This is a genomic window from Cutibacterium avidum 44067, from assembly GCF_000367205.1.
Taxonomy (GTDB): Bacteria; Actinomycetota; Actinomycetes; order Propionibacteriales; family Propionibacteriaceae; genus Cutibacterium; species Cutibacterium avidum.
The window spans coordinates 769,592-783,339 of record NC_021064.1 but is presented as its reverse complement, the minus strand read 5'-3'; the positions used below and the strand labels follow the sequence as shown (position 1 = coordinate 783,339).

The 13,748-nt window shown below is 63.2% G+C and carries 12 protein-coding genes; all 12 read right to left on the bottom strand.

Annotated features, from left to right (window positions below; all coding sequences use genetic code 11):
* Window positions 1-185 precede the first annotated feature (185 nt).
* Entirely contained in the window at window positions 186-449 is a 264-nt protein-coding gene (gene rpsO, locus PALO_RS03590; RefSeq protein ID WP_002514283.1) for a 30S ribosomal protein S15, read from the bottom strand.
* A 495-nt stretch (window positions 450-944) separates the two neighbouring features.
* Entirely contained in the window at window positions 945-1,913 is a 969-nt protein-coding gene (locus tag PALO_RS03585; RefSeq protein ID WP_373430382.1) for a bifunctional riboflavin kinase/FAD synthetase, read from the bottom strand.
* 73 nt (window positions 1,914-1,986) lie between these two features.
* Window positions 1,987-2,994, bottom strand: coding sequence for a glycine betaine ABC transporter substrate-binding protein (locus tag PALO_RS03580; protein ID WP_015582450.1), 1,008 nt, complete (start codon window positions 2,992-2,994; stop codon window positions 1,987-1,989).
* Window positions 2,995-3,087: 93 nt separating this feature from the next.
* Window positions 3,088-3,954 (bottom strand): ABC transporter permease, encoded by an 867-nt coding sequence (locus PALO_RS03575; RefSeq protein ID WP_015582449.1) that lies wholly within the window; start codon window positions 3,952-3,954, stop codon window positions 3,088-3,090.
* A 5-nt stretch (window positions 3,955-3,959) separates the two neighbouring features.
* The gene (locus tag PALO_RS03570) at window positions 3,960-5,303 is read right to left on the bottom strand and encodes a quaternary amine ABC transporter ATP-binding protein (RefSeq protein WP_036910488.1); all 1,344 of its coding nucleotides are present in this window, start codon (window positions 5,301-5,303) and stop codon (window positions 3,960-3,962) included.
* Between the two features lie 339 nt (window positions 5,304-5,642).
* Window positions 5,643-6,539, bottom strand: coding sequence for a tRNA pseudouridine(55) synthase TruB (truB, locus tag PALO_RS03565; protein WP_015582447.1), 897 nt, complete (start codon window positions 6,537-6,539; stop codon window positions 5,643-5,645).
* A gap of 34 nt (window positions 6,540-6,573) precedes the next feature.
* Window positions 6,574-7,011, bottom strand: a complete 438-nt coding sequence (gene rbfA, locus PALO_RS03560) for a 30S ribosome-binding factor RbfA (RefSeq protein WP_015582446.1) — start codon at window positions 7,009-7,011, stop codon at window positions 6,574-6,576.
* 80 nt (window positions 7,012-7,091) lie between these two features.
* Window positions 7,092-7,703, bottom strand: coding sequence for a hypothetical protein (locus tag PALO_RS03555; protein WP_002516886.1), 612 nt, complete (start codon window positions 7,701-7,703; stop codon window positions 7,092-7,094).
* On the bottom strand, window positions 7,700-8,872 hold the full coding sequence (locus PALO_RS03550; protein WP_015582445.1) for a hypothetical protein: 1,173 nt from the start codon (window positions 8,870-8,872) through the stop codon (window positions 7,700-7,702). Before PALO_RS03550 ends, PALO_RS03555 begins: the two co-directional genes overlap by 4 nt.
* Entirely contained in the window at window positions 8,869-9,672 is an 804-nt protein-coding gene (locus tag PALO_RS03545) for an ABC transporter ATP-binding protein (protein WP_002516968.1), read from the bottom strand. Before PALO_RS03545 ends, PALO_RS03550 begins: the two co-directional genes overlap by 4 nt.
* Window positions 9,673-10,337: 665 nt before the next feature.
* A complete protein-coding gene (gene infB / locus PALO_RS03540) occupies window positions 10,338-13,238 on the bottom strand; it encodes a translation initiation factor IF-2 (protein WP_041710000.1) in 2,901 nt (966 codons plus the stop codon).
* A gap of 231 nt (window positions 13,239-13,469) precedes the next feature.
* A complete protein-coding gene (locus PALO_RS03535; protein WP_036901333.1) occupies window positions 13,470-13,706 on the bottom strand; it encodes a YlxR family protein in 237 nt (78 codons plus the stop codon).
* Window positions 13,707-13,748: the final 42 nt, after the last annotated feature.

The window sequence follows — 13,748 nt, the reverse complement described above, 5'->3', positions numbered from 1 at the left end:
CCCCAGTCAGCCGGGACGCGCTGAACCCAGCTGCGCCACGGACGTGCAGTTGCGCCGGTATTGCGCGGCGCAACTGCTCAGTCACGGCGCAACTGGTGCGAAACCGCCCTGATCAACAGAGTCAGGAGATGCGAAACGGGGCGCCCCCGAAGGGACACCCCGTCAATTCGTGCGATCCGCGGCGCTCAGCGACGCAGACCGAGACGAGCGATGAGCTCGCGGTAGTGCTCGATGTCGTTCTTCGCGATGTAGTTGAGAAGACGACGACGCTGGCCAACCATGAGCATCAAGCCACGACGGGAGTGGTGGTCACCCTTGTGGACCTTCAGGTGCTCGGTGAGCTCAGCGATGCGCTTGGTGAGGATGGCGACCTGGACGTCCGGGGAACCGGTGTCTCCGGGGTGGGTCGCGTACTCTTCGATGATCTTCTTCTTCTCGGCAGCATCCATCTCGGTGGGTTCCTTCCTGTCCGCTGCGCGGCGTCCCCGACGCTCTTACTGCAGGGGACTCTTCCAAGGCCGCGGCCGATCTGACGGCAACTGGGTGAGAGTATCAGCTCTTCCCTGTCGAGTGCGAATTCGCATGTGCCGGACAGCAGCCGGGCATTCCCATGCAGAAGGCGTATCCGACCTGGCGAAGGTTCCGCGGCACAGCACTTCCTCGAAGATCGCGGCACCGATGGTCATGACGATGTACCCACCGACAGCCATGGGGAGTGGGCGAAGCGAGGTGGCCCGTCACAACTCCACCGAGGCACAGGGACAGGATACCGAGAGCGGCAACAACGACGGCGGTGACGCGGGGATGGCTCGCGACCAGGGATCGGCAACTGGCCACGACTGGACGACCTTTCGATACATGGTCAACGGCAACATGGCCTACTGGGTATCCCCACGGCGTTCACACCCGCACCGCCCCCGAACTGCCGGACGTGATTGCCAGCCTCAGGCCAGGATCTTCCGTGCCGCGTCGACGTCGTCGGTCATCTGCGAGATCAGCGGCTCGATACCGTCGAACTTGATCTGCCCACGCAGTCGCTCGGCAAAGGTGACCTTGACGTCGACTCCATAGAGCTCGAGATCATCGCGATCGATGACGTAGGTCTCGACTCGACGCTCGACACCGTCGAAGGTCGGGTTGGTCCCCACCGAGATCGCAGAGGGAAGTCGGCGACCGGCGTCCGGACCGCTACCAGGCTCCAACCATCCGGCATACACCCCGTCAGCCGGAACGGCACGCCCTTCCGGCAGGACGAGGTTGGCCGTCGGGAATCCCAGCTCGCGTCCGCGCTGGTCCCCCATGACGACGACCCCACCGACCTCGAAGGGGCGTCCGAGCAACTCGGCGGCCTCGGCGACATCGCCGGCTGCCACCACCTCGCGAGCCCGGGTCGACGACACCGTGACACCGGAAATGGCGACGAGATCCATGGCATGAACCTCAAAGCGGCCACAGCCAATCTCCGACAGGGCCTGCGGAGTGCCCACGGCGTGACGTCCGAAGCGGAAGTTCTGGCCCACCAAGACATGCTCGGGTTGCAAAGGGCTGATCATTCGCTCGACAAAGGCCGCCGGGGACCAATTCGCGATCTCCGGAGTGAAATTGACCACGCGCACCTCGCTGGCACCGGCCTCCTTCAACCAGTCAATGCGTCGCTCCAGCGGGCACAGCAGGGCCGGGGCCTGGTCAGGGGCCAGGACGGTCAGCGGATGGGGCCAGAAGGTGACGACGACAACGTAACCGTCCGGGTCAAGCCTCTTGGCCTGCTGGACAAGGGCCTGGTGGCCACGGTGCACACCATCGAAGTTTCCGATGACGACGGTTGACGATTCCTCGGGAACAGACACGCCCGGCAGTCTATGGGGACAACCGCCCATGGCCCGAATCCGAAAATCATCACTAGGCATCGTCATCGCGGAATTGGCAGGCGTCCCACCGCGTCAGGACGCGAGCCGGGCCGCCCACCTGGGCGGCCCGTCCTGCCGATCAGCTCTCGGCGAGTTCGCCGGACTTGAGCTTGTCGACCCACGCCTTGTTGCGCGAGATCCACTCCGCCACGGCCTTCTCCTGGTTCTTGCCTCCGTAGTTCTCCGCGGAGAACATGGTGTTCTCGAGGCTCGAGAGGGTGTTGTCGTCGAAGACCATGTTGCGCACCAGCTGTGCGGCCTTGGGATGATCCTTCTCGAACCCGGGCCTGCCGAAGCTGTAGAGCACCTCAGCCTCGCCCATGGCCTTCTTGGGGTCTTTGAGATCGCGGACCGGGAAAGCGCCGTAGGCCCAGTGCGGACGCCACAATGTCACCGCGATGTCCTGGCCGGCGTCGGTGGACTTCTTGAGCTGGGCCAGCATCGCCGGGGTCGACGAGATCTTGAAGTTGATGTTCTTCAAGCCGTACTTCGGAATGGCGGAATCCTTGGTGGCCTTCGTCAGTCCGGCGCCCGCCTCAATGCCGTACAGGGTGTTGTCGTACTCGTCCCCCATGGTCTTGAGGTCGCCAATGGTGCGCGCCTTGGAGTCCTTGTTGACGGCGATGGTGAGTTTGGCGTTGTCATACCAGCAGCCAAGGTTCTCCATCTTGTCGCCGTAGCGCTTGACGTAGTCGGCGTGAGTCAGGGGAAGCCAGCTGTCAGTGATGAGGTCGATGTCACCGGCGACGAGGCCGGCATAGCCCGGGCCGGCGTCGAATCCTTTGATCTTCACCTTGTAACCGTCCTTCTCCAGGACGTTCTTGATGATTCCGGCGGTGGCGAAGGACTCATCCCAGCCGTTGAAGGCACCGATGGTGATCTTGTTGTCATCATCAGTCTTCATGGACGTGGTGTCCTTGGATCCGGTCCCCGGGGTGCAGTCGGCCCACTTCGTGTTGACGTTGTCGGAGCCCGTGTCGGAGCTGCCGGACTCTCCGTTTCCGCTGTTGGTGGCACCGCATCCGGACAGGGCCAGAGCCCCAATCGTCAGGGTGGAGGCCGCGGCGATGACCTTGCGTCGAACCATACTTGTGCTCATCGTTACTCCCTCGTGTTCACGTACGTTCATGTTCTGCATGGGACTCAGTCGCCCCTGCTGTGTTCAGCTATCCTGTTGCGCTCAGTTGGCGCGCTGTGCCCGGGCGAGCGGGGTGCGATTGGCCAGTCCGTTGGTGATGCGGTCCAGGTAAACGGCCACGACCACCACTGCCAGTCCAGCCTCCATACCCAGACCGATGTCGACCTGAGACAGGGCCGCAACGACGTCGCCGCCAAGACCACCGGCACCGACCATGCCCGACAGCACGACCATGGACAGAGCCAACATGATGACCTGGTTGACGCCGGCCATCACCGTCGGCATGGCCAACGGCATCTGGATACGCCACAGAATGTGACGCGGGCTGGCACCGAAGGCTGCGCCGGCCTCTACCGTCTCGGTGTCGACACCACGGATGCCCAACTCAGTGAACCGCACGCCAGGTGGCAGGGCGAAGATGATCGTCGCGATGGCCCCAGGAACCTGACCGATACCGAAGAGGACGATGACCGGGACCAGGTACGCCAGCGACGGCATCGTCTGCATGAAGTCGAGAATCGGCTTGATGATGGCCGAGAATCGCTTCGACTTGGCAGCCCAGATCCCCAGTGGAATCGCCAGGATGAGGGCCAGGACCACGGCCACCACGACCAGGGACAAGGTTTGCATGGTGTTGTTCCACTGATCCATGGCCCGGACCAGGTAGAAGCCGATGAGCGCGAAGAGGCCCACCTTCCAGTTGGCACAGGCCCAGCCGATGGCGGCGAGGACGACCATCATGACCAGGTACAGCGGCTTGGACAGGACGAGGTTGAGCCCGTCGTACATACCGCCGATGACGACGTTGGTGAAGGTGATGAGCCAGTCAAAGGCGTGCTGGAACCAATCGAAGAAGGTCTCGATCCAGCTTCCCAGCGGAATACGGGGGTTGGCGAAATTGAAGCTCATCTCGATCAGGCCTCCTTCTCGGTGGTCGGGGCGGATGCGACCGTCGCGGTCGTCGTCTGGTCAGCAGGCGGGAGACCGACGGGATCTCCGACATCCTTGATGACAGGCAACTTCCCAGTGTCTTCCAGGGACATCACGGATCCTTCGGACACCTTGTCCTGGGACCTCGACATGGAGTCGAGCAGAGCGACTCGGGAAATGACGCCCATGAGGTGGAAGTCCTCGTCGACGACGGCGAGAGGCACTCGCGCATCCTTCGACGGAGCGAACAACTCGGACAGCGGGGTGTCAGTGCGAACGGTGAGGATGCCGCTGGTCTCGACGACTGCCGCGATGCTGCGGTCGCCACGGCGAGCAGCCTCGATGACCTCCTGGTCCCCAACCATGCCGAGCAGACGACGGTGCTCGTCGACGACGAAGACGCCAGCCCAATCACGCTGATCCATGATGCGCTGGACACGGCGGGGATCTGCCGACCTGGAGACGACGGCCTCGGTGGGTCGCATGACAGCCGACGCCGTCAGAACCCGAGTGCGATCGACATCCTGGACGAAGTCAGCGACGTAGTCGTCGGCCGGCTGGGTGAGGATCTCGTCAGAGGTACCGATCTGAGCAACACGACCATTGCGCATGACCGCGATGTGATCGCCGAGGTACATGGCCTCGTTGAGGTCGTGGGTGATGAAGATGATCGTCTTGTTGAGGGTGCCCTGCAGCTCGAGGAGCTGATCCTGCATCTCACGACGGATGAGCGGGTCAAGAGCGGAGAAGGCCTCGTCCATGAGAAGGATGTCGGTCTCCGCGGCGAGGGCACGAGCCAACCCGACACGCTGCTGCATACCACCTGAGAGCTGATGGGGGTACTTGCCACCCCAGCCGTTGAGACCCACGGTCCGCAGCCACTCATCGGCCTTCTCGAGGCGGTCCTTCGGCTTGAGCTTACCCTGCAACTTCAGCCCGTAAGCCGCGTTCTCGCGAACAGTCAGATGAGGAAGAAGGGCGAAATGCTGGAATACCATCGACACATGGTCGCGACGAAGCTCCCGCAATTGGGAGTCGTTCATGTCAGAGACAACTTTTCCGGCCACCTCGACGGTGCCCTCGGAGGGCGCCCACAACCCGTTGATCATCCGGATGAGGGTGGACTTTCCGGACCCTGAGAGGCCCATGACGACGAAGGTCTCTCCCTTGGCGACCTCCAAGCTGACATCGATGACAGCCGCCGTACCGAGAGAGGCAAGATCTTCTCGAGACTCCCCTGCTTTGAGTCTTTCGATCACTTCTCGTTCGTGTTTACCGAAAACCTTGTACAGATGGGATGCTCGAACCAAATCCACGTCGTACGGCACCTTTCACATGGGCGATGGAGTCAAAAAGGGGTAGTTGAAAACAACTCATGCGGATCACGAGGGCACCACGACCTCGCGTCACGGTGCCGTGAACCGCCTAAAAATCACGTCTCCCCCAGCGCAAAATAGCTATTTGAAGCTATCACGTCATATTTACACCTGCAACCAGAAGGAATTGTCGCCGTGACTAAATTAATTTCAATGAATACTTGGTAATATCCTGCTTCAGCAGCATGAGTACCAAATAATTCAAACTCATGTGGGATATTTCACGCCACATGATGGTGTCAGTCTGACCGCATCCTGACAGGCTCACACGCACCTGTGACTGTACTGTGGTCAAACCAGCACACAGATTGCGCGACTCCGTTCCTTTTTCTCGCCATCTGGCCGATAAAGGGCCAACATCTCTCCGGTTCGGGCGACCATCGCGGTCACGTCAGCGGGGACGGTCAGGTCCAGACGTCGTCCGACCCGAATGGCAGCTTCCTGGTCATCGGTGACCTCGACGACGGGGAAGCTCAGCCCGGCAGCCTCAGCCATCGTCATCGGGGTCGGGGCGACCTCATCATCGGCAAAGATGTCAGGGCAAGCCGCGGTGAGGTCGAAAGGTCCGATCCGGGTTCGCCGCAACGCAGTGAGGTGACCCCCCACTCCAAGATCGGCACCCACGTCACGGGCCAGGGCCCTCACATAGGTGCCGGAAGAACAGGTGACCTCGACGTCGACGTCGATCACCTCCCCATGGCGTCGTATCTCAGTGGCCTCGAATCGGGAGACGGTCACCGCACGCGGTTTCAGGACGACGTCTTCCCCGGCACGCACCTTGGCGTAGGCGCGCTGACCGTTGATCTTGATCGCGCTGACGGCGGTGGGAACCTGCAGGATCTCACCGGTCTGGCGTGCCATCGCGGCGAGGATGGCGTCGTCATCGATCCCAGATGCGTCGGTGATGGCAGTGACATCGCCCTCGGCGTCGTCGGTGACGGTGCTCACCCCCAACCTCATCGTGGCGGTGTAGTCCTTGTCGTGCAGGGACAGATGGCCGAGGAGTCGGGTGGCGCGATTGATCCCGATGACCAGAACTCCGGTGGCCATCGGGTCCAGGGTTCCGGCATGCCCGACCTTGCGGGTGCCCATGAGGCGACGCACCCGTCCGACGACCTGGTGCGAGGTGACGCCGGCGGGTTTGTCAACGACGAGGACGCCAGAGGGAACGTCAGGATTGCCCTTCATCGGCCAACCTCAAGACGCGCCGAAAGCACGGTCGTCACTCGGCCTCGTCCTCGTCGCGGTGACGGTAGGGGTCAGCCTCACCGGCAGGCATGGCACCTTGGGAGCGTCGAGCGATCTCGGCATCAGAAGCGGCAGCTCGTGCCAGGGCGTCCTCGATCGACTTGGCGGTCTCAGGAGTGGCATCACGCACGAAGGTCAGGGTCGGGGCGTAGCGCAGCTTGAGCCTCTTGCCGACGGTGGAGCGCAGCATGCCCTTGGCCGACTCGAGAGCGGCAGCCGTGCCGGCGATCTCCTTGTCGGCGCCCATCGCGGTCCAGAACAGGGTGGCGTCACGGGAGTCCCCGGTCAGACGCACATCGGTGATCGTCACGAAGCCCAGGCGGGGATCCTTGACACGGCGCTCAAGGGTCTCGGCCACCACGACTCGGATCTGATCGGCTAACTTGGCGACACGCGGATTCGGTGTGTTCATGATCTCTCCTCGCCATCGGTGTCCTGAGCGGATCAACCATTTTTGCACACCGTCCCCACCGACGCACGCGGCAGCCAGTGTCAACGCGGGGGTCCGGGGGTACTCCACTGCAGCACCATCCCGACGACGACCAACGCGGCCGAAACGGCCAGGCTCAGGGGGGCGAGAGGGCTCTGGTTCAACAGCGCCCACCAGTAGGGAGTCGCCGCGGAATCCTTGGTACCCAGGATCCAGCACGACAGGACGAAGATGGTTCCCGGCAGCCACGCCCAGGCCACCGACAGTACGACGCTGGCGACCATCGCCAGTCCCACCAGCAGGACATGGTTGCGCGCAAACCACAGCACCCACCACTGAGAAATGGGTTGGTCACCGTTGAACAGGACGGCCCATGCCACTGGCCACACCAGAACGATGACGGCCCACACCACCCTCATGGTGCGAATGGGACGGTCGGGGAAGGCCTGCTCCCGTTGTGGGTCCGGGGAGGAGAACAGTACGGAGGCGAGGATGCCACTCAGGCTCGAAGGCCCCAGCCCCACATCAACCGACCTGCTGCCGGCAAACGGGACGGTGACGAGGTCGCCGCCAAGGTGATGGGCACAGACCATTCCCACCGTCAGATAGGCCACTACGGCCACCAGACCGCGACTGCGCAGGAACCATCCGAAGCAGGAGAGCCGACCCGTCATGGACAAGCCCTCACCTGTGCCACCATGGATCGCAGCGAGTCCCGGGCGAGGGGTTGACCGTCCATGACCGACACCAGTGCGTCGTCAAGGATTTCGACCGTCCCGTCACACTGTGAGGACGTGGAATCCTCGACTCCCAACAGGTTGTCACCCAGCAGGGGTGCGTTGAGATCCCCGGCCCATTCTCTCGCTGTGGAGGAGGTCGACACGTGCGTCCGCACCGGCAGGTAACCGGCCTTCCCTGGCCCTCCCTCGGGGGCGTAGACAATGCGTCTCTGGACCCCGCTGGCCATCAACAGGTCATCGACGCGGCCCATCGCCGTCGCGTACTCCTCCAGCCGCCAGGACAGGTCACCGGAGACGCATGCCATGGATCCGTGCTTGCCGACCTCACGACACCGCCAATCATCCGTGGATTCCCACACCTCCTCCAACCGAATCGTCGCTGCGGCGTCAACGATGACCGCTGCCACCAGAATCGTCGCCGTGAGCCACCGCCACCAAGGCCCACCACCGGGTGTCGTGATCACGGCCACGAGCACCAAGGAGACGACGATGGCGGCACAATCGAGTCCAGCCCACAACGCGATGGCGTGCCAGGTGAGATGCGAAGGGGCGCCGTCGATGGCCGCAGGACCAGACCATCCGATGAGCAGGTCATAGGCCTCAGGAACGGCCCCCGCCACCAAGTAGACCGCGATGGCAGCGACAGCGGCGAGCAGATAGGAACCAGCCGCCACTCCAAGGACGGCCCCCAGGGCCAGGAATGCCGTGGCGGCCATGGCGGTGAGGACCGAACCCATCACGAGTCGCGGATCGGCGTCACCGGAAGCCACCAATGCGAGGATTGCGGTCGTTACCCCCACAGCCAGAAGCAGAACGGCTCCGACACCCATCAGCCAGGTGGTGACGATGGCGGCGGTGGCGCTGCGCGGCCAGGCTCGGGATGTACGCGTGACCCCGGTGCGGCGAAGACGGGCGCCGTACGCCACCCCGACTCCGCAGCACACTGGAGACAGGATGACCGTGTCCACCGAGACACTCCCCGTCGTCAAGGCGAAGGACTTCCACACGCGGGGATACATGTGCATCAGGCCAACGCTCGTGGCGACCCACAACACGGCAAGCCCCAGCCCAGACCAGACGGCCTGCCGAAGACAGGCTTTCATCGGTCCCCCTCAAGGAGCTCGGATTCTGCGCGACCTTGCATCAGGTGCAGGTAACCTTGCTCAGCCACTGACACGTGGTCCTGTGAATCAGATTCTCCTGCTGCAGCCATCAATTCGGGCAGCGTGCCGCTCCAGGTAATGTGTCCCCCATCGACCAGATGCACCTGGTCTGCGGACAAGGCGACGTCATCCATGAGATGGGTGGACAGCACGACGACCCGTGAGGCCGCCTGCTCGACGACGTGGCGGCGAAACGAGATCCGCTCCCCCGGATCCAGGCCCACGGTCGGCTCATCAAGAATGAGCACCTCGGGGTCGTGAACCAGTGCCGCCGCGAGGAAGACCCGACGCTTTTGACCGCCCGACAGAGTACCGATGGGCTGGTGGGCGAATTGACCGACGTTCAGATCGGACATGACGCCTTGGCACCTGTGCCTGACCTGCGTGGACGGTACTCGATACATGCGCGCACAGAAGGCGAGAAAGTCTTCGACCGGCCACGACGGTGACCAGGTGCATTCCTGCGGAACGTACCCGATGTGGGCCCGGTACCCAGAGCCCTCCCGTCGTCTCCTCACGGGTTGCCCGTCACGACGTAGCGTCCCGGCCCTCGGTCGTTTGATTCCGGTGAGCACAGCAAGCATCGTCGTCTTGCCCGCACCATTGGGGCCGACAAGGGCACTCACCCCCACCGGAAAGGTGGCCGATACCGGCCCCAGTTGCCAACCCGACCGGTATCGAACGACCACCTCGTCAAGTTCAATCGTGTCAGAACTCACCAATTCAACCCATCGCTGCACTTATCACGTCGAGCCACTAGGTCGATACAAATCTTAGAAGAACGTTGCCAACCGCCTCTTTGATTACGACCAAGGCGGATCTTGGCGTCAGCATCCCATCTGTACGCCTTTCCACCAACCAAACGCCCAGTGCTGCCTGATGCCCCGGTTCTTAAGACTTTCGGTATACAGTTTCCACCCGGCATGGGCTGGCATTTGTAATAAAGAACGGATGCGTCGACCTTTCCGTAACCGCCCCTGTCAGTTTTCTTGTGACCCGCGACAGTGAAAATGTAATTAGCCTGAGAATGCCAGACACCATCTGATGACATGTAGGCTTTCTTATGTCCTTGGGTTTTTCCTGATGCTTTCGCCGATCCTCCTGTGACAGAAAGACTCTTCCACGATGTCACAGGAGTCGCTCTGATAGTATCAGCAAGTCCCGGCGCAGCAGAACACAAGCCAAAGACAGACTCGGCAAATGCAAACATAACTACAATTCGGCTCTTTTTGTACATTCATCAACCATCCATCCAAAAGAATACGCAAGAGGGCAAGGCCAGCCTCTTTGCCGACCGAGCAGGGGAATTTTATCATTCGGGTGACGATGGGTCAAGTAGTCGGGAACACACGAACGGGGCGACCACGCTTCCACGTGGACGCCCCGTTCAGGACAGTGACCAAGCTCAGTCGCGAGGCTTCTCCACCATCTCGTAGCACTGGACCTCGTCGCCGACGCGGATGTCGGAGTAGTTGGTCAGGGTCAGACCACACTCGTAACCCTCACGCACCTCGGTGACGGCATCCTTCTCGCGCTGCAGCGTGTTGATCTCGGTCTCCTGGATCACCACGCCGTCGCGGACGAGACGGGCCTTGGCATGACGACGGATGGTGCCGTCGGTGATCATGCAGCCCGCGATCGTTCCAACCTTCGAGGAGCGGAAGATCTGGCGGATCTCCGCGGTGCCCATTGCCTTCTCCTCGTAGATCGGCTTGAGCATGCCTCGCAGGGCGGCCTCGATCTCGTCGATGGCGTCGTAGATGACCGAGTAGTACCGAATGTCGACGTTCTCCTCGTCGGCCATGCGCTGGGCATGAGCGGTCGGGCGAACGTTGAAGCCCACGATGACGGCGTTGGAGGCGGCAGCCAGCGAGACGTTGGTCTCGGTGATGGCACCGACACCACGGTCGATGACGCGCAGGTCGACCTCGTCGCCCACGTCGATCTTGGCCAGGGCATCCTCCAACGCCTCGACCGAGCCGGCGCCGTCACCCTTGAGGATGAGCAGCAGCTCCTCGGTCTCGCCCTTCTCGAGCTGCTCGAACAGCTGGTCGAGGGTCTTGCGACGCGACGACTTGGCCTGCTGGGCAGCACGCATCCGAGCCTCACGCTTCTCGGCGATCTGGCGAGCCATCCGGTCATCGTCGACGACCAGGAAGTTGTCGCCGGCGCCCGGCACCGAGGTGAGGCCGAGCACCTGCACCGGGGCGGCCGGCGCAGCCTCGTCGACGCTCTCGCCCTGATCGTTGATCATGGCGCGCACACGTCCGTAGGCAGACCCGGCAACGATGGAATCACCGATGTGCAGGGTTCCGCGCTGGATGAGGGCGGTGGCCACCGGGCCACGACCCTTGTCAAGGTGGGCCTCGATGGCAACACCCTGAGCAGCCATGTCCGGGTTGGCACGCAGGTCCAGCGCCGCGTCAGCGGTCAGGACGATGGCCTCGAGGAGGTCGTCAAGACCCTCGTGGGTACGAGCGGAGACGTTGACGAACATCGTGTCACCGCCGTACTCCTCAGGAACCAAGCCGTACTCGGTGAGCTGTCCGCGCACCTTGTCCGGATCGGATTCCGGCTTGTCGATCTTGTTGACGGCCACGACGATCGGCACATCGGCAGCCTTGGCGTGGTTCAACGCCTCAACGGTCTGCGGCATGACGCCGTCATCAGCAGCAACAACCAGCACCGCGATGTCGGTGGACTTGGCGCCACGAGCACGCATGGCCGTGAAGGCCTCGTGACCCGGGGTGTCGATGAAGGTGATGGCGCGCTCGACGTCGTCGACCTCGGTCTCGACCTGGTAAGCACCGATGGCCTGGGTGATGCCACCGGCCTCGCCCTCCACCACATGAGTGTGACGCAGGGCGTCCAGCAGCTTCGTCTTGCCGTGGTCGACGTGGCCCATCACGGTGACGACCGGTGGACGTGCGACGAGATCCTCCTCATCGCCCTCGTTCTCGCCGAACTCAAGGTCGAAGGACTCCAGCAGCTCGCGATCCTCGTCCTCCGGGGACACGACCTGAATGTCATAGTTGAGCTCGCCGCCCAGGATCTCCAGGGTGTCGTCGGACACCGACTGGGTGGCAGTCACCATCTCGCCAAGGTTGAACAGCACCTGCACGAGCTGCGCCGGCTCGGCATTGACCTTCTCGGCGAGATCGGTCAGCGAGGCACCACGACGCAGTCGGATGGTCTCACCATTGCCCTTGCGGACGCGCACACCGCCGACCAGCGGCGCCTGCATCTCGTCGAACTCTTGCCTGCGCTGCTTGCGGGACTTGCGACCACGACGGGAACCACCACGGCCAAAGGCACCCTGGGTGCCGCGACCACCGCGACCACCGCGACCACCGCCGACGGGACCGCGAGGTCCTCCGCCGAAGCCACCGCCGAAACCGCCGCCACGGGATCCACCGCGACCACGGCCACCGCCGCGTCCACCACGACCAGTACTTGCCTGACCAATCTGGGAGGACTGGTGCTTCGGCATCATGGCCGGGTTCGGACGAGGCATACCGGAACCGCCACGCGATCCCTGGCTGCCGCCCGGACGCGGCATACGCTCGCCCTGACCTGAACGAGGAGCTCCACCGGAGCGCCGCCCGCCCTCAGGGCGATGACGGGACTGGCCCATTCCCTGGCTGGAGGCGAACGGGTTGTTCCCGGGACGCGGGGTTCCGGTACGACGACCAGCACCCGGACGCGGACCGAGGCGAGCACCCGACGGCAGCCCGCCGGATCCCCCCGGGCGCGGGCCCGGACGGGCACCCGGCTTCGGGGTGGCAGGCTTGGCCGACCCACCAGGCTTGGGGCCGGGGGTCGGTGCATGGGGCTTGGCGGCGTTCTGACCAGGCTTGGGAGCCGGCTTGGCGTCGCTCTTCGGTGCCGGGGTCTCCTGCTTCTTGGAGCCACCGGAAGACTTCATGAGACCCGGACGCGGAGTCGCACTGGTGCGAGCTGCAGAGCTGCGCCCAGGCTTCGGGCCTCCGCTGGAACCGGGACGGGGACCAGGCGCCGGCTTCGGCGCGGGGCCCGGCTTGGGACCGGGAGTCGGCTTGGCCGACGGGGTCTCCTTGGACTTTCCCTTGGATGCTGCCTGCGACTTGCGAGCCGCAGGCTTCGCGGGCTTGGCGTCGCCAGTCGGTTCAGCCGAACCGATCTGGTCACGCAGTCGCCGCACAACTGGTGCCTCAATGGTTGAGGAAGCCGAACGGACGAACTCGCCCATGTCGTTGAGCTTCCCCAGAAGCTGCTTGCTTGACAGTCCGAGCTCCTTCGCGAGCTCATAGACGCGGACCTTGGCCACTACTCTCCTTCGGGCCCGGCCGCGGTGGACCTGGGCCTAGTTGTTGTGAATCCTCATTGGTGCGAACTCATCGAGTGTTCATGAGCTTGTGCCCACTTCCTATTCAGTCCCTTCGAGCCAGAATGACCGACCGTCCAGGGACACGATTCGGTGAGGCCGCCGGACCTCCCGGCGGACATGCAGGAACAACTTTACCGAAACTGTCCTGTTGAGCCCAATTCACCGCGTTGGTCACTTGCACCCACCAATCTGGTCGACGGTCACCCGCTGACGAAAGGATCGCGCGAATCCCCCGGCCACGGCGCGCTTCCAGCACTCATCGTCAAGATGGACGTGAGCTCCCCTTCCAGCTGCACTGCCAGTCAGGTCTGCCACGACGACCCCGTCAATCAGCACATAACGCCTCATGTGGGCTGGATCGTCGACGCGTCGGCATCCGACGCAGGTGCGTTGGGGTCGTCTGATCACCCGACAACCCTAGGCCAGAGGGAGGGACAAAGGCACGACGCC

Bases quoted from the DNA above. Each gene is read 5' to 3' on its own strand.
- rpsO (WP_002514283.1), bottom strand. From the start codon at position 449: ATGGATGCTGCCGAGAAGAAGAAGATCATCGAAGAGTACGCGACCCAC.
- PALO_RS03575 (WP_015582449.1), bottom strand. From the start codon at position 3,954: ATGAGCTTCAATTTCGCCAACCCCCGTATTCCGCTGGGAAGCTGGATC.
- PALO_RS03585 (WP_373430382.1), bottom strand. From the start codon at position 1,913: ATGACGATGCCTAGTGATGATTTTCGGATTCGGGCCATGGGCGGTTGT.
- PALO_RS03555 (WP_002516886.1), bottom strand. From the start codon at position 7,703: ATGACGGGTCGGCTCTCCTGCTTCGGATGGTTCCTGCGCAGTCGCGGT.
- truB (WP_015582447.1), bottom strand. From the start codon at position 6,539: ATGAAGGGCAATCCTGACGTTCCCTCTGGCGTCCTCGTCGTTGACAAA.
- PALO_RS03550 (WP_015582445.1), bottom strand. From the start codon at position 8,872: ATGAAAGCCTGTCTTCGGCAGGCCGTCTGGTCTGGGCTGGGGCTTGCC.
- rbfA (WP_015582446.1), bottom strand. From the start codon at position 7,011: ATGAACACACCGAATCCGCGTGTCGCCAAGTTAGCCGATCAGATCCGA.
- PALO_RS03580 (WP_015582450.1), bottom strand. From the start codon at position 2,994: ATGGTTCGACGCAAGGTCATCGCCGCGGCCTCCACCCTGACGATTGGG.